The sequence below is a fragment of the Hyunsoonleella pacifica genome (assembly GCF_004310335.1).
Taxonomy (GTDB): domain Bacteria; phylum Bacteroidota; class Bacteroidia; order Flavobacteriales; family Flavobacteriaceae; genus Jejuia; species Jejuia pacifica.
In genome coordinates this window covers 223,343-244,848 of record NZ_SIRS01000006.1, presented here as the reverse complement: position 1 = coordinate 244,848, position 21,506 = coordinate 223,343, and the positions used below count along the sequence as shown (strand labels likewise).

General features: G+C 33.1%; 20 protein-coding genes, 1 other RNA gene and 1 pseudogene. 13 read left to right on the top strand and 9 right to left on the bottom strand.

From position 1 onward, the window contains the following. Nucleotides 1-9: 9 nt before the first annotated feature. Nucleotides 10-1,218 carry an NAD(P)-dependent oxidoreductase gene (locus tag EYD46_RS15565; RefSeq protein ID WP_130938089.1) on the bottom strand — a complete coding sequence of 403 codons (1,209 nt, stop codon included), beginning with the start codon at nucleotides 1,216-1,218 and terminating at the stop codon, nucleotides 10-12. Between the two features lie 219 nt (nucleotides 1,219-1,437). On the opposite strand from EYD46_RS15565, the gene ssrA reads away from it, so the two are divergent. Together ssrA and EYD46_RS15555 are read left to right on the top strand one after the other, a co-directional pair. After that, nucleotides 1,438-1,834: a transfer-messenger RNA gene (gene ssrA, locus EYD46_RS15560) on the top strand. A 113-nt stretch (nucleotides 1,835-1,947) separates the two neighbouring features. After that, on the top strand, nucleotides 1,948-5,193 hold the full coding sequence (locus EYD46_RS15555) for a WD40/YVTN/BNR-like repeat-containing protein (RefSeq protein WP_130938088.1): 3,246 nt from the start codon (nucleotides 1,948-1,950) through the stop codon (nucleotides 5,191-5,193). 301 nt (nucleotides 5,194-5,494) lie between these two features. Here EYD46_RS15555 and EYD46_RS15550 read toward each other — a convergent pair whose 3' ends face one another. The 3 genes from EYD46_RS15550 to EYD46_RS15540 all read right to left on the bottom strand — a co-directional run bounded on the left by EYD46_RS15550 (nucleotide 5,495) and on the right by EYD46_RS15540 (nucleotide 9,013). Further along, on the bottom strand, nucleotides 5,495-7,021 hold the full coding sequence (locus EYD46_RS15550) for a coiled-coil domain-containing protein (protein ID WP_130938087.1): 1,527 nt from the start codon (nucleotides 7,019-7,021) through the stop codon (nucleotides 5,495-5,497). Nucleotides 7,022-7,206: 185 nt separating this feature from the next. Further along, on the bottom strand, nucleotides 7,207-7,875 hold the full coding sequence (locus EYD46_RS15545; RefSeq protein ID WP_130938086.1) for a bifunctional 4-hydroxy-2-oxoglutarate aldolase/2-dehydro-3-deoxy-phosphogluconate aldolase: 669 nt from the start codon (nucleotides 7,873-7,875) through the stop codon (nucleotides 7,207-7,209). Between the two features lie 91 nt (nucleotides 7,876-7,966). Then, entirely contained in the window at nucleotides 7,967-9,013 is a 1,047-nt protein-coding gene (locus EYD46_RS15540; protein WP_130938085.1) for a sugar kinase, read from the bottom strand. 220 nt (nucleotides 9,014-9,233) lie between these two features. On the opposite strand from EYD46_RS15540, the gene EYD46_RS15535 reads away from it, so the two are divergent. Next, complete coding sequence (locus tag EYD46_RS15535) at nucleotides 9,234-10,259, top strand: LacI family DNA-binding transcriptional regulator (protein WP_130938084.1); 1,026 nt, start codon at nucleotides 9,234-9,236, stop codon at nucleotides 10,257-10,259. 57 nt (nucleotides 10,260-10,316) lie between these two features. Here EYD46_RS15535 and EYD46_RS15530 read toward each other — a convergent pair whose 3' ends face one another. The 5 genes from EYD46_RS15530 to EYD46_RS15510 form a co-directional block, all read right to left on the bottom strand. After that, complete coding sequence (locus EYD46_RS15530; protein ID WP_130938083.1) at nucleotides 10,317-10,643, bottom strand: hypothetical protein; 327 nt, start codon at nucleotides 10,641-10,643, stop codon at nucleotides 10,317-10,319. 265 nt (nucleotides 10,644-10,908) lie between these two features. After that, nucleotides 10,909-11,295: a rhodanese-like domain-containing protein gene (locus EYD46_RS15525; RefSeq protein WP_130938082.1), complete on the bottom strand. Its 387-nt coding sequence runs from the start codon at nucleotides 11,293-11,295 to the stop codon at nucleotides 10,909-10,911. 10 nt (nucleotides 11,296-11,305) lie between these two features. Beyond that, nucleotides 11,306-11,623, bottom strand: a complete 318-nt coding sequence (locus EYD46_RS15520) for a rhodanese-like domain-containing protein (protein WP_174719910.1) — start codon at nucleotides 11,621-11,623, stop codon at nucleotides 11,306-11,308. A 100-nt stretch (nucleotides 11,624-11,723) separates the two neighbouring features. Then, nucleotides 11,724-12,341, bottom strand: coding sequence for a thioredoxin family protein (locus tag EYD46_RS15515; protein ID WP_130938081.1), 618 nt, complete (start codon nucleotides 12,339-12,341; stop codon nucleotides 11,724-11,726). A 6-nt stretch (nucleotides 12,342-12,347) separates the two neighbouring features. Next, nucleotides 12,348-12,875 carry a TlpA disulfide reductase family protein gene (locus EYD46_RS15510; protein WP_130938080.1) on the bottom strand — a complete coding sequence of 176 codons (528 nt, stop codon included), beginning with the start codon at nucleotides 12,873-12,875 and terminating at the stop codon, nucleotides 12,348-12,350. 130 nt (nucleotides 12,876-13,005) lie between these two features. Here EYD46_RS15510 and EYD46_RS15505 point away from each other — a divergent pair, with 130 nt between their 5' ends. From EYD46_RS15505 to trpA, 10 genes and pseudogenes are all read left to right on the top strand, one after another. Beyond that, entirely contained in the window at nucleotides 13,006-13,467 is a 462-nt protein-coding gene (locus tag EYD46_RS15505) for a MarR family winged helix-turn-helix transcriptional regulator (RefSeq protein WP_130938079.1), read from the top strand. Nucleotides 13,468-13,774: 307 nt separating this feature from the next. Then, on the top strand, nucleotides 13,775-14,071 hold the full coding sequence (locus tag EYD46_RS15500) for a GIY-YIG nuclease family protein (RefSeq protein WP_130938078.1): 297 nt from the start codon (nucleotides 13,775-13,777) through the stop codon (nucleotides 14,069-14,071). Between the two features lie 44 nt (nucleotides 14,072-14,115). Next, nucleotides 14,116-15,522, top strand: coding sequence for an anthranilate synthase component I family protein (locus EYD46_RS15495; protein WP_130938077.1), 1,407 nt, complete (start codon nucleotides 14,116-14,118; stop codon nucleotides 15,520-15,522). 2 nt (nucleotides 15,523-15,524) lie between these two features. Then, the gene (locus EYD46_RS15490) at nucleotides 15,525-16,091 is read left to right on the top strand and encodes an anthranilate synthase component II (RefSeq protein ID WP_130938076.1); all 567 of its coding nucleotides are present in this window, start codon (nucleotides 15,525-15,527) and stop codon (nucleotides 16,089-16,091) included. Between the two features lie 99 nt (nucleotides 16,092-16,190). After that, entirely contained in the window at nucleotides 16,191-17,183 is a 993-nt protein-coding gene (trpD, locus tag EYD46_RS15485) for an anthranilate phosphoribosyltransferase (protein WP_130938075.1), read from the top strand. Between the two features lie 252 nt (nucleotides 17,184-17,435). Then, complete coding sequence (trpC, locus tag EYD46_RS15480) at nucleotides 17,436-18,221, top strand: indole-3-glycerol phosphate synthase TrpC (RefSeq protein ID WP_130938074.1); 786 nt, start codon at nucleotides 17,436-17,438, stop codon at nucleotides 18,219-18,221. Further along, nucleotides 18,218-18,826 (top strand): annotated as a pseudogene (locus tag EYD46_RS18100) (phosphoribosylanthranilate isomerase); the annotation flags it as partial. The gene trpC and the pseudogene EYD46_RS18100, both read left to right, overlap by 4 nt. Nucleotides 18,827-18,859: 33 nt before the next feature. Then, a complete protein-coding gene (trpB, locus tag EYD46_RS18095; RefSeq protein ID WP_308807870.1) occupies nucleotides 18,860-20,041 on the top strand; it encodes a tryptophan synthase subunit beta in 1,182 nt (393 codons plus the stop codon). A 94-nt stretch (nucleotides 20,042-20,135) separates the two neighbouring features. Continuing rightward, the gene (locus tag EYD46_RS15470; protein ID WP_130938073.1) at nucleotides 20,136-20,702 is read left to right on the top strand and encodes a hypothetical protein; all 567 of its coding nucleotides are present in this window, start codon (nucleotides 20,136-20,138) and stop codon (nucleotides 20,700-20,702) included. Next, on the top strand, nucleotides 20,689-21,456 hold the full coding sequence (gene trpA, locus EYD46_RS15465; RefSeq protein WP_130938156.1) for a tryptophan synthase subunit alpha: 768 nt from the start codon (nucleotides 20,689-20,691) through the stop codon (nucleotides 21,454-21,456). The genes EYD46_RS15470 and trpA overlap by 14 nt, the downstream gene beginning before the upstream one ends. Nucleotides 21,457-21,506: the final 50 nt, after the last annotated feature.

Genomic DNA, 21,506 nt, shown 5'->3' with positions numbered 1-21,506 from the left:
CTATACACTCTACTCTACACCATCCACATAATCCTGTAAATAACTAAAACGGTTAGTCAATTTACCATTTTCAGTAATTTTTGCACGGGTAAGTATGCCGTCTTTATCGTTATTAAAAAACGCCGGAATTACATGTTCTAGAAACATCTCACCAAACCCCTCACTAGCATCTTGAGGAAGCTCGCAAGGCAAATTATCCACTGCCATCACAGTAATTGCTCTGTCATCCTTAAAATCTATTTCTGTTTCGGTTTCTGGGTCGTATCCATAAATAGGGTCTGCAATGGTTGAAGCCCTTAGTGTTGTTGCTACAGGCCCATCAACATCGCAACTTATATCTGCTACTACTTTTATATTAAAATCTAGAGATTTCACATCTTCTCTTGTATAAAGATAAGGTGCACTATCGCCGTAAAAATGACCTGCAATGTAATAATCTGTTACTTTTGCAAAACGCATGAAGTTGGATTCATACTTTTCGGGATGATTGAAAAAATCAAAAACATCGGTTACTTCTGTACCATCCAATCTTTTATTGTAATCTAAGACATCTATTTTACAATATACTGGTTCGTTAAAATCCTGACTCAAATAGTCATCAACAGAAACTAATTTGACATGCATAGCATCTAGCATTTCTTGGGCACCATTCGATACTTTTCCGCTGCCAGTTAGTAATATTTTGATGTTAGGCAGTTCAATTCTCTTTAATTCTTCAATTAAAGCAGCTTGATTTGGCAACGGTCCTGCTTTTGGCAAATTCCAAGCATCATACTTTAAACCCCAAGCTCTAAATCCGTTGTAGGCTCCAACAATTCCTGCGTATCTTCCAAACCCTATGAGGCGAAATCCTTTGTCGTTTACAATGGTTTCATGGTCGTATAGCTCAATATTTTTCTCAAGTATCGCCTGTAATAACTTTCTGTTATAAGGCTGTTTTTTTATGGTATGCGAAAAGAAAAAGTATGTTTTATTGGGTATCAAAGCCTTAATTGGCACTTCTTTTACACCTATCATTACGTCGCAGTCCGTCACATCTTCAGTTACCTCAAAACCTTTATTAGCATAAGCTTCATCTGAAAATACGCGAATATCTGATGACTCTACTACAAATTCTGCTTTTGGAAACTTTGTTTTGGCTTCAATCAATTTAGCGGGTGAGAATACAACCCGACGGTCTGGTGGATTTTTACGTTCTTTTATGATGGCAAACTTCATGTGGATGCGTTTAATTGTTGATTTGTTGAACCGTATACTGCCAACTAAAACTATTGGAATAATTTTTGCTCTAAATTAATTGGATTTGGCATGATTAACAAAGATTTTTCTAAATTTGCCCTCTGCGTTAGGGATAGAAGCGACATCCTTTTGCTTTTCGCAAAAGATATAGTGGATAGCTCGACCCCTTGTGGGTAACGCTCTTACTAAAATTAACACGGGGTCGACTGGTTTTGACAGCGAGATTAATTGAACGGTAAGCACGTCGTGTAATGGCATTGAAACACGTAAAAGGCTAGACCAAATTTTAAACGGCGAGAATAACTACGCTTTAGCTGCTTAATAACTGAATTATAGTAAGTTCAAGCCCCGGCACACAAGGTGTGCAAGCTAAATGTCTCCAGAAAGCCTTGGTTAATGGCGTTCTTTTTAGAGGCATCGTAAATATTAACTAAGATGGTGTAGCGCTTTGATGCGCCTTCGAGATTTAAAAGCTAAGTTGTAAATAGGTTGTCTTTAACCAGTTTACAATCGAAAACCCAAGAATAGACTAAACGTGTAGAAAGCTCTTTGGTTACTTGTTTGGACGAGAGTTCGATTCTCTCCGACTCCACAAAAACCTGCTAACAGTTTTATACTATAGCAGGTTTTTTTATTTCCAAAATGTTATTTTTTTATTAAAATTTAACACATCTGAAATCGCAATGGTTAAATTTGAAAAAAACTATTATGACTAGCTCAAAAACCATTTTTACCTCAATTCTTATACTGTTTTTACTCTTTAACCTTAACCTCAACGCACAGAAGAACACTGGCACTGAAAAGGATTCTATTGTAACAGGTTTAAAATTTAGAAGTATTGGTCCCGCTTTTATGTCTGGACGAATTGCGGATATTGTAATTCATCCTCATAACCAAAATATTTGGTATGTTGCTGTTGGTTCTGGTGGGGTTTGGAAAACTGAAAATGCTGGTACAACTTGGATACCTTTAACAGACAATCAACCTTTTTATTCTACAGGTTGCTTAACACTAGATCCTAATAACCCGAATACTATTTGGCTTGGCACTGGAGAAAATGTTGGGGGACGACATATTGGTATTGGTCATGGTATTTATGTGAGTTATGATGGTGGGAAAACTTGGATAGATAAAGGCTTAAAAAAGTCTGAACACATCTCTAAAATTATAGTTAACCCTAAAAACCCTAATGAAGTTTGGGTTGCTTCCCAAGGACCATTATGGAGTTCTGGAGGCGAACGTGGTTTATATAAAACTACTGATGGTGGTAATACTTGGAAATTGGTTTTAAGCGACAACGAATGGACGGGTGTAACAGATATAGTAATAGATCCAAGAAATGAAAAAATACTTTATGCTGCTACTTGGCAACGCCATAGAAATGTAGCGGCTTACATGGGCGGTGGTCCTGGAACCGCTATTTACAAAAGTACAGATGGTGGAGAGTCTTGGAGTAAGCTAAAAACCGGATTACCTAAAGGGGATATGGGTAAAATTGGGTTAGCTATTTCTCCTATTAACCCTGATGTAATTTATGCTGCCATTGAATTACAAAGACGTACTGGAGCAATTTACAGATCGGATAATCAAGGGGCGAGTTGGACAAAAATGTCCAGTACTGTTTCTGATGGTACTGGTCCTCATTACTACCAAGAACTTATAGCATCTCCTCATATTTTTGATAAGCTCTATTTAATGGATGTTAGAGCGCAAGTTTCTGAAGATGGCGGAAAGACATTTTATATTATGAATGAAAAGGATAAGCACTCTGATAATCATGCTCTAACTTTTAAACCTAACGACCCCAACTATATGTTGATTGGAACTGATGGAGGCATCTACGAATCTTTTGACGGTTCTAAAACTTGGAAATACATAAATAATTTACCACTTACCCAATTTTATAAATTAGCTGTTGATGATGCCGAACCTTTTTATAACATCTACGGTGGCACTCAGGATAACAACTCTCAAGGAGGACCTTCCAGAACATTTAAAACCAATGGAATTTCTAATGCTGATTGGTTTGTACTTTTGGGTGGTGATGGGCACCAACCAGCAACAGAACCCGGAAACCCTAATATTGTATATGCGCAATCGCAACAGGGATATTTAAATAGGGTAGATAGAACTACTGGTGAAGCTGTTTTTATAAGACCTCAGGAAGGCATTGATGAACCCTATGAACGCAATAATTGGGACTCTCCTATTTTGGTAAGCCATCATAACTCTAAACGTTTGTATTTTGGTACACAACGTGTATGGAGATCTAATGATAGAGGCGATAGTTGGACTCCTATTTCTAAAGATTTAACTAAAAACGAAGAGCGTTTATCACTACCCATTATGGGCAAACAACAAAGTTGGGATGCTGCTTGGGATGTTTATGCCATGTCAACCTATAACACTATTACGTCTTTGGCAGAATCTCCTATAGATGAAAATGTGTTGTATGCAGGAACAGATGATGGAATTATTCAATATACAAAAAATGGAGGCGACTCATGGACCAAATTAATGGTAGGCAATTTACCCAACGTACCTTCTACTGCTTTTGTAAATGATATTAAGGCTGATTTACATGATGTGAATATAGCTTATTTGGCACTTGACAATCACAAATTTGGAGATTATAAACCTTACCTATTAAAAAGTACCAATGGTGGTAAAACCTGGAAACCTATTACAAATGGTATTCCTAACAACACTCTTATCTGGCGAATAGTACAAGACCATATAAATCCAAATTTGATGTTTTTGGCAACCGAATATGGTATTTATGTAACGTTTAACCAAGGCGATAAATGGATTAAATTTAGCGAAGGTTTACCAACGATACCCTTTAGAGATTTGGCAATTCAAAAAAGAGAAAACGACTTAGTTGCTGCATCTTTTGGTCGTGGATTTTATGTTTTAGATGATTATAGCGCCTTAAGAAATTGGGATGTAAATTCCACTTCTGCAACTCTATTTAAACCCAAAAAAGCTTTACAATATAAGCCTATTAACGGTGGTACATCTAGTCAAGGCGCTTCGTTTTTTATGGCAAAAAACCCTGAATATGGTGCTGTTTTTACCTATTATTTACCTGACGGATTTAAAAGTTTAAAATCTAAACGCCAGAAATTAGAAAAACAGTTAAAGAAAAACAACCAAAATATTCCGTTTCCTGGTTGGGATACTCTAGATAAAGAAAATAATGAGGAAGGAGCTTCTATTATTTTGGTTATACATGATAATAAAGATAATTTTATAACCAGAATTAATGCCCCTTACAAAAAAGGATTTAACAGAGTGGCTTGGAATTTAAAAATCCCTAAAAGTTCCTCATTATATTTAAATAAAATTCCTAAAAGTTCTTCGCAAAATTATTACGACTTGTTTGCTGATGAAGGCACATACTCTGTATCAATGTTTTCAAAAATAAATGGTAGTGTTAATCCTTTATCAAAACCTCAAACCTTTGAAGTGGTTAGAATTAGAGAAAATGTTTTGGATAATCCTTTAAAAAATAAAATAGACGCGTACGCACAGGACTATAAATCTTTCAAAACATTATTTGAATCTAAATTAAGTCAGTTTACAAGAGCTACAAAAAAACTTGAAGCTTACGATAAAGCTTTAGTTTTTGCTAAAACAAATCCAGGTAAAATTGAACATAAAATAAGTGTTTTAAAACAAGAAATGAGTGCACTTAAACAGCTACTTTATGGTAATGCAGCAAAAAAAGAAATAAAAGAAAAAGATGTACAGTCTATTTCATCAAGACTATCTGTTGCCGGACGTGGTTTTGGTACTACTTACGGCCCTACAAAAACACACATGAAAAGTTTAGAAATGGCTAAAATTCTTTTTAATAAAATAAAACCTAAGCTTACACAATTTATTGATATGGATGTTCCTAAAATTGAGAACGCTTTATCAGAAGTTGGAGTCCCTACAATTTTGGATTAACTATGTGGAACTGAACTTGGTTTTTTGAAAATAAGTAAACCTCTATGAATTTCTAATCCATAGTTTTTATCAATGAATAAAAATATATTTTGAAACACTGAATTATCAGTACTGCACAGACAGGAATTCAATATACAAGACTGGATTCCACATCAAGTACAGTATTACAAATTAGTTAGGAAAATTTATAGAAACAAAAGTGATTTTAATCAAATTGAAGGATTATAATCTATAAACTAGATAATAAAAAAACCTCAACAAATTCGTTGAGGTTTTTTAGGACTAGTCGATAATTAGTTAGTTATTCAATACATTTTAACTTATCCATAAAAAACTCTCTATACTCTATTCTTGTTATTTCTAAAGAATCTGTAGTGCCTTTAAGAAGAATAGATTTAATTGGATATTTTAACAAACTTGATATTTTGGTTTTATTAAGGTTAGCCTTGAACAAAAAGCTTCCGCATTCTATATCCCAAGAGTGGTAAAATGAAACTACTTGACCATTATCAAGAGTAATCTTAACACTAGAACGCTGGTTAGGTAAATAACTTGCGCATCCTAAATTATATTTAGACAAATTAAAAAATACATTTGTTTTTAAACCTTGCTTATAAAGTTCAACCGTTAAATGTTCTGCAATAGTGTATGCTTCAGTCCTTATAGTTCTTATGTTGTAGAACCTATCATATTCATTAACTTGATAATGACAAGAGTCTCTAAACTTTAATCGCTCCTTAGCTTCTCTTTGCTTTTGCTCTAATTCTTGTTTATTTTTATCATCCTCTGAAAGCGTTCCTACTTGAGATGTAGCATCTGTTAACTTCTGTTTTTTAAGGGCTTCAATTTGTGCAATAGAATCTCTTAATTGTTTTTTCTTTAAATCTTCTAATTGCTTTCTTGCTAATTCTAATTCCCTTGCTAATTTTTGCTTTTCTAACTCTTTTACCTGAGCTATTGAATCTAATCTTCTCTTTTCTTTTAGTGCTGCTGAACGTTGACGCTCAAGTTCTCTTTCTCGCTCTAATTGCTTTTTAGCTTCTGATTCTACTCTTGCAATAGAATCTAAGCGACGCTGTTCTTTTAAAGCTGCTGCTCGTCGTCTTGCTTGTTCTCTTTCTCTTTCTATACTTTTAAGTTCTTCCTCAACCCTCACTATAGAGTCTAACCTCTTCTTTTCTTTTATTACTGCCAAACGTTGACGCTCTAGCTCTCTTTGTCGTTCTAATTGTTTTTTCGCCTCTGCCTCAACTCTAGCTATGGAATCCAATCGACGCTGTTCTTTTAATGCTGCTACTCGTTGTCTTGCTACTTCCTTTTCTCTTTCTATACGTTTAAGTTCTTCCTCAACCCTCGCTATAGAGTCTAACCTCTTCTTTTCTTTTATTGCTGCCAGACGCTGAAGCTCTAATTCTTTTATACGTTTTGCCTCAGCTATTTTGGCAATAGAATCTTTTATCCTTTTCTCTTTTTGTTCTACTATATCTCGAATTTTCTGCTGTCTATTTTCTTCCTCTGCGATTAACTTTTGCATTTCCTGCTCTTCATAATCGTAGAACAAATCCATCATACTTTCTGTAATATCCAAAAATTCATCTCCTACATAGCCTAAAAGTTCATCATATTTAACCTTATATGTATTTTGTCCTGAATATTCTAAAACTATACATTTCTGGTTCCTTTTGAAATGAATAACTACAGAAGAGTTAGCATCTACACTTTCATGAATGACACCACTTTCAATAAACTTAGTTTTTATAACCTCGTCTTGGGCCAATAAACCAATAGGTAGAATTAATAAGGTAATGAAGAAAATAAAATGTTTCACTTTAAGATTTGGGTTTACTTTTTAATAATTTAAACATCCCATTAGAATGCAAAGTACGAAGATCAAAATAAAAAAAACAGGTTGGCTCAACCAAAAAAAAGCTATTAACCACTTATTTAGAGCGACTAATAGCTTTTCGGTATTATTTATTGGATAAAATAAGTTACCTGGAATGTATAAAAAATCTATTTCCTAACTGCTTTTACAATAGCTAGTGCATTTCTTACATCTTGCTCCAGTTTTGCATAATCTTTATTTGCAATAATATCTTTTGATATTAATTTAGAGCCCATTCCTACGCATGTTACTCCTGCATCAAACCATGCTTTTAAATTTTCTTCAGTTGGAGAAACACCTCCTGTAGGCATAATAGAAGTCCATTGTTGAGGTCCTTTTATCCCTTTAACAAATTGCGGTCCATAAATATCTCCAGGGAACAACTTTACAATTTCACAACCTAATTCTTCTGCTCTAGTTATTTCAGTAAGTGTCCCACAACCTGGAGACCATAATACCTTTCTTCTATTACATACTATTGCAATATCTTCTCTTAATACAGGAGTTACTATAAAGTTGGCTCCTAATGCCATATACAGAGATGCTTGTCCTGCATCGGTTACAGAACCAACTCCCATGATCATTCCAGGTAATTCTGCTATAGCATATTTAGTTAATTCTCCAAAAACCTCGTGAGCAAAATCACCTCTAGCTGTAAACTCCATTAATCGAGCACCACCATCATAGCAGGCTTTTAGTACTTTTTTACTTAATTCTATATCTTGATTAAAAAACAAAGGAATCATCCCAGTTTCTTTCATTGCTGCTGCAACTTCTAATCTTGTAAACTGTGCCATTTTGTAAATGTTTAATTGTTGATTTGTGTAGTTGTTGAACTGCTAAACCGATATAACTAGCGATCTAACAGATCAACAATTAAACACTATTTTATCTTGCTACACGTCCTGAAGCATCTCCGCTCATTAATTTCTTCACTTCATCTATTGTAGATAAGTTTGCATCACCTTTAATTGTATGCTTTAAACATGAAGCTGCCACTGCAAAATTTAATGCTTTTTGGTCGTCCCCTTCATATTCAATCAATCCATATATTAAACCACCCATAAAACTATCTCCACCACCTACACGGTCAACAATATCTGTAATTTGATATTGAGGAGATTCAAATAACGTTTCTCCATCGTATAAGACCCCTGCCCATGTATTATGAGAAGCTGATATTGAACCTCTTAATGTTGTAATTACTTTTTTAGCACGTGGGAATTTTTTCAACATTTGGTCACATACTGATAAAAAAGCCGCTCCTTTTACATGCTCTCCTTGCGTTGTTATGTCTAAACCTTCTGGCTTAATTCCAAAATGCTTTTCTGCATCTTCTTCATTTCCTAAAATAATATCGCAATAAGATGTTAACTCAGTCATTACTGTTTCTCTATGTGCTTCATCGCAATATTTCCATAGCTTTTGACGATAATTAAGGTCTGTAGAAATGGTAAGGCCTTTTGCACTTGCTACTTTTAATGCCTCTAAACATGCATCCGCAGCACCTTGAGAAATAGCTGGTGTGATACCTGTCCAATGGAACCAATCTGCTCCTTCAAAAGCAGCATCCCAATCTACCATGCCTGCTTTAATTTCAGCCATTGCAGAATGTGCTCTATCATAAACCACTTTACTTCCACGGTTTACAGCTCCAGTTTCAAGAAAATAAATCCCCAAACGGTCTCCACCCCAAACAACTTTATCAACGCCAACACCTCTTTTTCTCATCTCCATAAATGCACATTCTCCTATATCATTCTTAGGTAAACGTGTTACAAAATCTACAGGAATACCATAATTTGCTAGTGATACTGCTACATTACTCTCACCTCCTCCATAAATTACATCAAATGATGTGGATTGTGAAAATCTTAAAAATCCGTGTGGAGCCAATCTTAACATGATTTCTCCAAATGTTACTACTTTTGCCATTGTACTTAATTAATATTAATTATTCTTAAATTGTTCCATCGATTGAACAAAAATAGAACCAAATAAAAATAAACTTAATTTTCTTTTAATAAGATGAAACACAAAACGTTACGAAGTCAATTAAAAAAAGGAAAGTGCTCAGTTATTTTTAGTTGGTCTAGTTATAATTTGAATAAAAACAGTATATTTGTTCAAACGTTGTAACAAAAGTAAATAAAAATTGGGATATAAAAAAAAAACTACTATAAAAGATATTGCTAATGTTTTAGGAATTACCCCTTCCGCCGTCTCAAAAGCTTTAAACAACCATCCTAGAATAAGTAAAAAAACGAAAGAAGCCGTTTTACAAGTTGCTGAAAACCTTAACTATCAACCCAACCATATTGCAACAGCTCTTAGAAAAGGTAAAAGCAATTTAGTTGGTGTTATTATACCTAAAGCTAATAGTAATTTCTTTTCTTCTGTTATTGAAACCATTGAAGCTATTTTAAATAAAAAAGGATACAATGTAATTATTACCCAATCTAACGAATCTTATGTAAAAGAGTGCAAGAATATTGAAGCACTCCTGTTTACACAAGTAGATGGTATTATTGCTTCAATGGCTAACGAAACTGTGAAACTTGATTATTATAATAAAATTAAACAGAAAGGTATTCCTTTGATATTATTTGATAGAGGAGAGAATGATCTTAATGTTGATTATGTCGGAATTGATGACTATATGAGTAGTCATATAGTAATAGATCATTTGGTTGAGCAAGGTTGTAAAAGAATTGCTCATATAAGTGGTTTTAGTCATACAAGAATATATAAAAATAGAATTAGAGGATACTTAGATGCTTTAAACAAGTACAACTTACCCTTTGAAGAAAATTTAATATATGAATGTAATTTAAGACAGAGTGATGGAAGAGAGTTAATGAAGAAAATACTGAAGCTTCCTAATAGACCTGATGGTATTTATGTATCCGGTGACTATGCTGCATTAGGCGCTCTTGAAGTTATGAAAGAAAACAACATAAATGTTCCAGAAGATATAGCATTAGTTGGTTTTAGTAATGAACCTTTTTCTGCGATTGCCACTCCTTCAATTTCATCGGTAGAACAGCATAGTGAGAGAATTGGAGAATTGGCTGCCAAAACGTTTCTAAAAAGAATAAAAAATCCTCAAGAAGAAGTTAGTCTCAACAAAATGATTTTAGATGCTGAACTTATAGTTAGAGCTTCTTCCAAAAGAAAATAGCAAAAAAAAAAAGACACCTTAAGTAAAGTGTCCATATATAATATATTCTTTATTGGCTTAGCTTGCTTGTTGCTTTTCTTCTATGCGCTGTTTCATTTTTTCAACTTTCTTTTGATCTTGAGTTGCGCCATGTAAGTTTACTTTTTCAAGTCTATTTAATTCCAGCCTTATTTCCTGACTACGCTTTCTTAACTTTTCTAATTTTTCGTCTCTAGCTTTTTGACGTGCAAGACGTTCTTCTTGTCTCTTAGCTTCTATTTCCTCTAATTCTTGTTGTTGTTTTTTAAGTTTACCTTTTTCTAAAGCAACAGTACCGTATGCATAACCATACATACATAAAAACAACAATGCTATCAATCCTATAATGAGTAAGCCATTTTCCATAATTCTAATATTTCAGGGTAAAAATTATTAAAATTTCAGAATGCTATTAATTAGCATTTAAAATTTTAAATAAAATTAGGGAAAAGAAGTACTTTCCTAAAAATATAAAAGGTAAAGTACTTAAAAAAAAGATAAAAAGCTTTAAGTAAGTTAGGTCAAAGGCTTTTTACGTTTTTTATTTATATCTACAGTTTTCAAACTGATTCATAAAGTTACAGCTTACTTAATCAAACCTTACCCAATTCTTTAAGTAAAACTATTGTTTTTAGTTTTTTTCTATAATATACCCTTTCGATTTCCATTTTAGAAATCCACCTTCTAATTGATAAATAGAGTCAAAACCTAAAGCCCTAAATGTGGCTGCACTTTTTGCACTACGTTTTCCAGAACGACAATATATAAATACAGGTAGTTTAGTACGAAGTAAACTGATACTATCTTGAAAATTCTTAGAAAAGTAATTAATATTTATAGCATTTTTGATATGCCCTGAATTGAATTCTTTTGGTGTTCTTACATCTATTAACTGGACTTCTGCACTTTTAATTTTACTTTTAAAAGCTTCAGGTTTTAGAACAACTGAATTATCGTGAGAAGAAATACAACCTATTAGTATAAATAAAGCTAAAAATACAATAAGATTGAATTTCATCGAAGATCTATTATTCAAAATCTACTACATCTCCCGTCCATTGAAGCATTCCTCCTTCAAGGTTATAAGCTTTTTCAAAACCCAACTCTTCCATAATTTGGCATGCTTGCCCACTTCGGTTTCCAGAACGACAGTATACATAATAACTTTTAGATTTATCAAGTGCTTCAATAGCATCAATAAACTCTTGACCTTTATATATGTCTATATGAATAGCTTCTGGAATAATACCATCTGCAACCTCATCATCTGTTCTGACATCAAGCACTACAGCATTCTCTTCATTTGCTAATTGATCAGCCCATTCATCTTGTGTTAAATCTTCCATTATATATGTGTTTTTTGCAAAGTTAAAACTTCTCAAAAATATAGACGAAAAAAAATCCGAAGTATTACACCTCGGACTTTTATCTATTTCTTTATTCGATTTATACTTTTATAGAACAACCTATTGCTTTTGTTTTTTGAAGTTTAATTTCTTCTCCATTGAGAAGTGCATCTACAGCATCCTCAAGATAAGTTTCGCTAACAGCATCTGGATTTCTGGAACTATCATCAATTGCTCCAATATACTTTACAACCATTCCCTTTTTAGTTTTTTGAACTAAATAATTATGAGGGGTTTTTGTAGCTCCGAATTTCGGATACACTTTTTGTCCTTCATCCACCAAGTAAGGAAACGTAAACCCTTTTTCTTTTGCTCTCTGCTGCATTGCTTCAAAATTATCTCCAGGTTTAGTATTAGGATTATTTGGATTTATCGCAATTACAGGGTATCCTTTAGAAGCATATTTTTTGTCTAATGCAATTATCCTATCCTCATAAGCAATTGCAAACGGGCATGTGTTACAAGTAAAAGTGATAATGAATCCTTTTGCTTCTTTATAATCTGCTAAAGAAATAAAACTTCCGTCAATATTCTTTAACTTGAAATCTTCAACAACATCTCCAACATCATAACCTTTACCGTGTTCTAAATTATTTGTAAAAGCACTTGCAAAAATCACAATTGCTATAACTGGAATTAATTTTAATAAACTTCTCATTTTATTCTATTTTAACTGTTTCACTTCTTGTTCTAATTCTTCATACGTAAACGATTTTTCAAAAAACTTACGTGCACTTTTATTATAGATAATAGTTGCTGGAATTGAGCCAGACCAAGATTTATCTATCTCATTAATCCATTTATTCTCATTATCGTCATTCAAAACTATTACTCTACTTTTTAAATCTTTCTTTTTGATGAAGGGTTTTAATTTAGACTCATAAACGTGAGGAAAATCTAAACTTACTAAAATTACCTCAACTCCATTTTTCTTGTATTCAGTATTTAGTTTTTCAAAATATGGTAATTCTTTAACACAAGGTCCACACCAAGTTGCCCAAAAATTGATAACATAAGTTTTGTCATCGGTTTTGTTTAAAAAAGTTTTAAATTCTTCAAAATCATAAACCTCTAGATTAATATCTGACACTATCTCCACTTCCTTTGTAACCTCAGTAAGAGGTTTCCCTTCAGTACTTACCTTTTCTTTACAAGAGAAAGTAACCAACACTATAATTATTAATAATCTCAATGTCTTTAAATTCAATTTTATGTATAAAATTAAACATTACGTTTAGAGCAATAGAAGGTTTAACAAAAATTTAAATAAAACCTTATGACGTTGATTATTTTACCTACATTTGTATATACAACAATTAAAAATGCGGATTGAAGATATTTTAAAATTAAACTCTAGTATTCCGCTATCCAAAAGTGTTGTAGTAAATATTTTATATACATCTGGATTCATTAATAGTGGACTAAATCAACTGTTAAAACCAAAAGATATATCATTACAGCAATTTAATGTTTTACGGATTTTAAGAGGACGAAAAGGGAATCCTGCAACATTAAGTATCATTCAAGAACGAATGATAAACAAAATGAGTAACACCACACGATTAGTGGATAAATTGATTAAAAAAGAGCTCGTAGAAAAGCAAATAAATAGAATTAACAAAAGGAAAGTAGATATAAATATTACAACTGAGGGGTTAAACTTCTTAAACCAAGTTGATAAATTAATTGACAGTAAAGAAGTAGAAATAGTAAGCCAACTCACAGATGATGAGGCTTTAGAGTTGATACGATTATTGGGTAAATTACGGTTAATAGCAGACTAACTCTCTCTTAACTCAATAATCAATACAAAACTACCATACTATAGTATGGTAGTTTTTTGTTTAAAAAAACACATAAAGCATTGTATAATTATATTTTCATTTTTATATTTGACCCATAGTTTAAGATTGAAATGAACAAAAAATTAAATAATACTTGGTGGTGGTGCTTTCGAAACTAACATTCGTGAAGTAAAACCCTAGTATATTTAAACTTAAAATATCGAAAAAGGCTTGTCATTCACGACAAGCCTTTTTTATATAGTTTTATTGTCATTTCCGCGAAGGCGGAAACCTTAAAACCTATTTAATGTTTAACGATGAAACATATTACATATACATTATAACAAATAAAAAAGATGGTATTTTGTATATAGGGATGACAGGAAATATAAAACAAAGAATGACACAATATAAAAAAAAATACACTAGAGGATTTGCTAACAAATATGGGCTAGATATATTAGTTTATTATGAAAAATTTGAATCTATAATTGAAGCAATAAAAAGAGAAAAGCAAATCAAGAAATGGAATAGACAATGGAAAATAAACCTTATTAACGATTTAAATCCCGATTGGAATGATCTATCACATTTCTTTATCTGAACTGAAAAATTTCCGCCTTCGCGGAAAAGACAACCACTGATTTTATGAAAAAATTTAGTCTTTACACACATCACAAACGTATCCTTACTGATACCATTACGCCAGTAACGGTATATTATAAAATACGTGACAAATATCCAAACAGTATTCTTTTAGAAAGTGGAGATTATCATAGAAATCACAAAAATTTCTCGTATATCTGCTTTAACCCTATAGCCACAATTAAGGTTGAAAACGAAGTGATTTCTGAAACATTTCCTGATGGAAGTTCAACATCTATTGCAATTACTGAAGAGATAAATGTTGTTGATGAAATTTACAATTTCACCAAAAAATTTGATACTTCATCAGAAGAGAATTTTAAATTCATCAACAATGGTATATTTGGATATACAGCTTATGATGCAGTACGTTATTTTGAAGATATTCAAGTAAGTAAAAAGAATGATTCAGTAGTTATTCCTGATATCTATTATGCGGTGTATCAAAACATCATTGCCATAAATCATTTTAAAAACGAAGCTTACATTTTTGCGCATTGTTATGAAGGTATTGAAAATAACATTGATGACATTGATAAACTGATTAATGTTCAAAACTTTGCTTCTTATAAATTCAATGCAAAAGGCGATATAAAATCCAACCTAACAGATGATGAATTCAGAGCCAATGTAGATATAGCAAAAAAACATTGCCAACGTGGAGACGTGTTTCAGCTTGTATTATCTAGACGTTTTTCTCAAGAATTTACTGGAGACGACTTTAATATCTATCGCGCATTAAGAAGCATCAATCCTTCTCCCTACTTGTTTTATTTTGATTATGGCGATTTCAAAATTTTTGGAAGTTCTCCTGAAGCACAACTCATTGTAGATGATGGATTAGCAGAGATACATCCTATTGCAGGAACATTTAAACGCACCGGAGATGAGGAAAAAGACGAAATTTTAGCTGATAAATTAAAAAAGGACGATAAAGAAAATGCAGAACATGTGATGCTGGTAGATTTGGCAAGAAACGATTTAAGTCGCCATGGTAGCCAAGTAAAAGTAGAAACTTATCGCGAAGTACAATTCTTTTCACATGTTATCCATTTAGTAAGTAAGGTTACAGGACAAAAACACGATACCACCTCAACCATGCAAGTCGTGGCCGATACCTTTCCAGCAGGAACATTAAGTGGAGCTCCCAAACATAGAGCAATGCAATTGATTGAAGATTACGAAAAAACAAGTAGAGCATTTTATGGAGGTGCCATCGGATTTATGGACTTTGACGGCAACTTTAACCACGCTATTATGATACGTACTTTTTTAAGTAAAGATTACAAACTATTCTGGCAAGCTGGTGCAGGCTTAGTCTCAAAATCAAATAAAGAAGATGAGTTACAAGAAGTATACAATAAGTTAGGAGCATTAACAAAAGCTATTACACTAGCAGAAGATATTTAATTATGAAAAAAGTATTAGTAATAGACAACTACGACAGTTTTACGTATAATTTAGTACACTATCTAGAGGACTTAAATTGTGATGTTACCGTATTTAGAAATGATAAATTAACCCTAGAAGATGTTGCGCCTTTTGACAAAATTGTGCTATCTCCAGGACCTGGCATTCCTGATGAAGCAGGGTTATTAAAACCAATTATTGAAACATACGCAGCAACTAAAAGTATTTTTGGTGTATGTTTAGGACAACAAGCTATTGGAGAGGTATTTGGTGGAGATCTTGTAAATCTAGATGACGTATATCATGGGGTTTCTACTAATGTAACTATTAGTGTAGATGACGAATACATTTTTAAAGATTTAGAAAAAGACATTGAAGTTGGCCGTTACCATTCTTGGGTAGTAAGTCCAGATTTACCAGAAAGTTTAGAAGCTACATCTTTTGATGCTAACGGACAAGTCATGTCCTTAAGACATAAAGAGTATGATGTAAGAGGTGTACAGTACCATCCGGAATCTGTATTAACACCAAATGGGAAAAAGATTTTGGAGAATTGGATAAACAACTAGTAAGCAGTTTGCAGTAGCAGTAAACAGTGCTTACTCAAATAAATAAAAAAAGTAACTAACACAGTTCCCTCTCCTTTAGAGAGGGTTAGGGAGAGGCTTATGAAAGACATATTAAACAGATTAATACATCACGAAACCCTATCAACAGAGGAAGCAAAACAAGTTATTGTCAACATATCTAATGATATGTACAACCCAAGTCAAATTGCATGTTTCCTTTCGGTATATATGATGCGTAGCATAACCATTGAAGAACTAACAGGTTTTAGAAATGCTCTTTTAGAGCTATGCGTTTCCATAGATTTAAGTGATTTTAATGCGATAGATATTGTTGGTACTGGAGGTGATGGCAAAAACACCTTCAATATCTCTACACTATCATCTTTTATAACTGCTGGAGCTGGTGTTCATGTTTCCAAACATGGTAATTACGGTGTATCCTCCACATCTGGATCATCCAATGTAATGGAAAATCTCGGTGTAAAATTCTCTAACGATGAAGATTTCTTAAAACGTTGCTTAGATAAAGCAGGTATTTGCATATTACATGCACCATTGTTTCATCCAGCTATGAAAAATGTAGCAGCTATTCGTCGTGAATTAGGCGTTAAAACCTTTTTCAATATGTTAGGGCCTATGGTAAATCCTTCATTTCCAAAAAATCATGTGCTTGGTGTTTTTAATTTAGAAGTTTTAAGACTTTACAGTTTTATACACCAAAACTCAGAACATAACTACAGCATTGTTTATGCTTTAGATGGTTATGATGAAATTTCATTAACAGGGAAAGCTAAAATAGTATCCAATCATTCTGAAAAATTATTTACTCCAGAAGATTTAGGGCTTTCAAAAATAAAACAAGATGCTATTTACGGAGGCGATACTGTAGAAGATGCTGCTAAAATATTTGTAGAGATCATCAGTGGAAAAGGGACAGCAGCACAAAACAATGTTGTTTGTGCCAATGCAGGGTTAGCTATTGCAACAAGTAAACAAATTACACATCAAGAAGGTTTCGAAATAGCAAAGGAATCTCTGTTTTCAGGAAAGGCAAAAGGGAGTTTGGATAAATTAATTGAACTAAGTAGTTAGTTGTTAAGATTGAAATAAAGTTAGAAACAATAAGAAAAATAGTAGAAAAGTCAAGTCCTCAATCAATTCGAAAGAATTGATAGTCAAGGCGCAGAATAGATGAAGAAAAGCTCCGAGAACAGGAGAACGCAGTTCGACGCGGAGTTTTCAAATCGGTTTTCTTCTGTAAATCAGAAGAAAAATTCCTCGACTTGATCTTGATTTTTTGGTTCGTTTTGCATCAAGGCAAAATGAACAGAAATAAAAATTATAATGGATATACTAGAAAAAATAGTAGCCGATAAAAGAAAAGAAGTAGAATTGAGAAAAGCTTTAATCCCAACCTCTCAATTAGAACAATCTGTTTTATTTGAAAGACCAACTGTTTCGCTTGCCAACAACTTACGCAACAGTGCATCTGGAATTATTGCAGAACACAAACGCAGGTCTCCATCAAAATCTATAATTAACAACAGCCTAAACGTTCAAGATGTAGCCAAAGGTTATGAGGATGCAGGTGTATGCGGTATGTCAGTTTTAACCGATGGTAAATATTTTGGAGGTTCTTTAGACGACCTATTAACAGCAAGAGCTAGCTGTAATTTACCGCTTCTTAGAAAAGAATTTATTATAGATGAATATCAAATACTAGAAGCTAAAGCTTATGGAGCAGATGTAATTTTACTTATTGCAGCAATTCTAACCAGAAATGAGATCAAACAATTTTCAGAGTTTGCTAAAAGTTTACATCTAGATGTGCTTTTAGAAGTTCATAACGAAGAAGAGTTACATAAATCTGTAATGCCAAGTCTGGATATGCTTGGAGTAAATAATAGAAACTTAAAAACCTTCGAGGTTAGCTTAGAAACCAGTAAACTATTAAGTACTATTATTCCTGATGATTTCGTGAAAGTTTCAGAAAGTGGTATTAGTAATATTAAAGCTATAAAGGAATTACAACCTTATGGTTATCAAGGCTTTTTAATTGGAGAAAACTTTATGAAAACTGATAATCCGGGAGAAAGCGCAACACAATTTATAAAAGAAATAGAGCTATGAAGCTAAAAGTTTGTGGTATGAAATACCAAGATAATATTGAAAGTATAGCAGCTTTAAAACCAGATTATCTTGGGTTTATTTTTTATGAAAAAACACCTCGTCATTTTGACACAAAAATCCCTGAGATTTCAGACAGTATCAAAAAAACTGGTGTTTTTGTTAATGCTGAAATAGGAACAATTGTTGAAAAAGTAAACGAATTTAAGCTTGATGCCGTGCAACTACATGGCGAAGAATTACCTTATTTCTGTAGCATATTGCGGTCTACAAGTTTGTTGTCTCGACCCATTGAGATTATTAAGGTGTTTTCAGTTAAAGAAGGATTCAACTTTGAAGTTTTAGAACCTTACGAAAATGTTTGCGACTATTATTTGTTTGATACCAAAGGAAAACTTCCAGGTGGAAATGGCTACACTTTTGATTGGAGCCTTTTAAACAATTATCCATCAACAAAACCTTTTTTTTTAAGTGGCGGTATTGGGATAGACCAAATAGATGCAATTAAAAAATTTAAAGAAAGTGATGCTTCAAAATACTGTTATGCCATTGACGTAAATAGTAAATTTGAAACGGAACCTGGGTTAAAAAACAGTTCTATTTTAAAAGAATTCATTAATAAATTGCATAATAAAAAAACAATGAATTATAACGTAGATGACAAAGGCTATTATGGCGAATTTGGTGGTGCATACATCCCAGAAATGCTATATCCAAATGTTGAGGAGTTACGCCAAAACTATTTAAAAGTGATGGCTGAACCGGAGTTTCAAAAAGAGTTCGATCAACTTTTAAAAGATTATGTTGGTAGACCGTCTCCGCTTTATTTTGCTAAACGCCTTTCAGAGAAATATAATACTAAAATTTATTTAAAACGTGAGGATTTAAATCACACGGGAGCACATAAAATAAACAACACCATTGGACAGATTTTAATGGCAAAACGTTTAGGTAAAACCAGAATTATTGCTGAAACAGGTGCAGGTCAACACGGTGTTGCAACTGCTACCGTTTGTGCTCTTATGGGTATGGAATGTATTGTGTATATGGGCGAAATTGATATTGCTAGACAAGCACCAAATGTAGCTAGAATGAAAATGTTGGGTGCACAAGTAGTGCCAGCGCTTTCAGGAAGTCGTACATTAAAAGATGCTACAAACGAAGCCATTCGCGATTGGATTAATAACCCTGTAAATACGCATTACATTATTGGCTCTGCCATTGGTCCTCATCCTTATCCAGATATGGTAACACGCTTTCAGGCAGTTATTTCAGAAGAAATAAAATGGCAATTAAGGGAGCAGGAAGGACGTGAAAACCCAGATTATGTGGTGGCTTGTATTGGTGGTGGTAGTAATGCTGCTGGAACATACTATCATTATTTACATGAACCTGATGTAGGTATTATTGCTGTAGAAGCTGCTGGTTTAGGTATAGATTCTGGCGAAAGTGCTGCTACATCTGTTTTAGGAAGAGAAGGTATCATTCATGGTTGTAAAACCTTGTTGATGCAAACGGCTGACGGACAAATTACGGAGCCCTACTCTATTTCGGCTGGGTTAGATTATCCTGGTGTTGGCCCAATGCATGCGCATTTATCTAAAACGGGACGCGCAGAATTTTTGTCTATTACAGATAGTGATGCTATGGAAGCTGGCTTGGAATTATCTAAACTAGAAGGTATTATTCCTGCTATTGAGACGTCTCATGCCTTTGCTATTTTTAAGCATAAAACCTTTAAACCTGATGATGTTGTAGTGATGAGTTTATCTGGAAGAGGTGATAAGGATTTACAGAATTATATTGACTATTTTAAAATTTAAAATTTGGGCGTTACCACAAGGGTCGGGCTTTCACGAGTCGCTCTCTGCGAGGAGCTCCAACAATCGCTCAATCCCTAACGCTTCACAATACTAAATGACATATAAAGAAGAATTCATATCATATTTAAAAAACACTTTTGGAAATCTCGATGCTGAATATTCAGAAGAAACCCATGTACAGAGTACTCTTTTCTGGAATGCAATTGAACTATCAAAAAGTAGAAATCAAAATGAAAGAGTTCTTTCTATTGTTCTCTGTCATCAATCATCTATTGAATTGATGAAGAGATTGATTGTTTATTCTAATTTTTTAGTCAAGCTTTTGGTTTACCCTAGTGAAATTAAATTCAAGAAAATTAAAGATAATGACTCGTATTCTACAATAATTAATGCATTAGAAAACCATATTTCTTTCGAAAAAAAAGAGAGTCTTTTGAATCAAATTAGAAAGTTAAATAAAGTCAGAACAAAAGTTTCTCATTATTTTTTCAAGGAAGATTTTGAGATTTTCTCCTTTGAAGAGGCAAACAAAAACAGTCAATTATTTGAATCAATATTCAAGACATTTGAAATAGGAATTTTAGATTTGGGAAATAAAATTAAGTCCGCAAAATCTCGGAAAGAGTTAACAGAATTATTAAGTAATGATGAACAGAATTAATCAAAAACTAATAGAAGACAAAAAATTATTGTCTATTTACTTTACAGCAGGTTACCCTAATATTGATGATACTGTTGGTATTATTCAAGATTTAGAAAAAAATGGGGTGGATATGATTGAAATTGGGTTGCCTTTTAGCGATCCATTAGCAGATGGACCAACCATTCAAGATAGTTCTACAGCAGCCTTAAAAAATGGTATGACTACCGAGCTGTTATTCAAACAATTAGAAAACATTCGTGAAACAGTTTCAATACCACTAATTATAATGGGGTATTTTAATCCGATGTTTCAATACGGTGTGAAAGCCTTTTGCAAGAAATGCCAAGAATTGGGTATAGATGGATTAATTATTCCTGATTTGCCAGTTGACGTATATCATGAAAAGTATCAAGCTATTTTCGAAAAGTACGGTTTAATCAATGTGTTTTTAATTACACCACAAACTAGCGATGAGCGTATTCGGTATATCGATTCTATTTCAAACGGATTTATTTATATGGTTAGCAGTGCCAGTACCACAGGTGCTAAATCTGGCTTTGGCGAAGAACAAACCGCTTATTTTGAGCGCATTGGTAACATGGACTTGAAAAACCCACAGATTATTGGTTTTGGTATAAGCAATAATGAAACATTTACACAAGCAACTAAATATGCTAAAGGCGCTATTATTGGCAGTGCGTTTGTTAAGCATGTTACTAAATATGGGGCTAATAATATTGATACTTTCGTAAAAAAAGTGCTTGATGACTAAATAAAGACATGGCGCTCTAAAATGGTATCTAACCGTTTTACTAGATAATT

What these genes read in the sequence shown, in the direction of transcription:
- EYD46_RS15565 (WP_130938089.1), bottom strand. Translation starts at nt 1,218, where the DNA reads ATGAAGTTTGCCATCATAAAAGAACGTAAAAATCCACCAGACCGTCGG.
- EYD46_RS15555 (WP_130938088.1), top strand. Translation starts at nt 1,948, where the DNA reads ATGACTAGCTCAAAAACCATTTTTACCTCAATTCTTATACTGTTTTTA.
- EYD46_RS15545 (WP_130938086.1), bottom strand. Translation starts at nt 7,875, where the DNA reads ATGGCACAGTTTACAAGATTAGAAGTTGCAGCAGCAATGAAAGAAACT.
- EYD46_RS15540 (WP_130938085.1), bottom strand. Translation starts at nt 9,013, where the DNA reads ATGGCAAAAGTAGTAACATTTGGAGAAATCATGTTAAGATTGGCTCCA.
- EYD46_RS15530 (WP_130938083.1), bottom strand. Translation starts at nt 10,643, where the DNA reads ATGGAAAATGGCTTACTCATTATAGGATTGATAGCATTGTTGTTTTTA.
- EYD46_RS15525 (WP_130938082.1), bottom strand. Translation starts at nt 11,295, where the DNA reads ATGAAATTCAATCTTATTGTATTTTTAGCTTTATTTATACTAATAGGT.
- EYD46_RS15520 (WP_174719910.1), bottom strand. Translation starts at nt 11,623, where the DNA reads ATGGAAGATTTAACACAAGATGAATGGGCTGATCAATTAGCAAATGAA.
- EYD46_RS15515 (WP_130938081.1), bottom strand. Translation starts at nt 12,341, where the DNA reads ATGAGAAGTTTATTAAAATTAATTCCAGTTATAGCAATTGTGATTTTT.
- EYD46_RS15505 (WP_130938079.1), top strand. Translation starts at nt 13,006, where the DNA reads ATGCGGATTGAAGATATTTTAAAATTAAACTCTAGTATTCCGCTATCC.
- EYD46_RS15500 (WP_130938078.1), top strand. Translation starts at nt 13,775, where the DNA reads ATGTTTAACGATGAAACATATTACATATACATTATAACAAATAAAAAA.
- EYD46_RS15495 (WP_130938077.1), top strand. Translation starts at nt 14,116, where the DNA reads ATGAAAAAATTTAGTCTTTACACACATCACAAACGTATCCTTACTGAT.
- EYD46_RS15490 (WP_130938076.1), top strand. Translation starts at nt 15,525, where the DNA reads ATGAAAAAAGTATTAGTAATAGACAACTACGACAGTTTTACGTATAAT.
- trpD (WP_130938075.1), top strand. Translation starts at nt 16,191, where the DNA reads ATGAAAGACATATTAAACAGATTAATACATCACGAAACCCTATCAACA.
- trpC (WP_130938074.1), top strand. Translation starts at nt 17,436, where the DNA reads ATGGATATACTAGAAAAAATAGTAGCCGATAAAAGAAAAGAAGTAGAA.
- trpB (WP_308807870.1), top strand. Translation starts at nt 18,860, where the DNA reads ATGAATTATAACGTAGATGACAAAGGCTATTATGGCGAATTTGGTGGT.
- EYD46_RS15470 (WP_130938073.1), top strand. Translation starts at nt 20,136, where the DNA reads ATGACATATAAAGAAGAATTCATATCATATTTAAAAAACACTTTTGGA.
- trpA (WP_130938156.1), top strand. Translation starts at nt 20,689, where the DNA reads ATGAACAGAATTAATCAAAAACTAATAGAAGACAAAAAATTATTGTCT.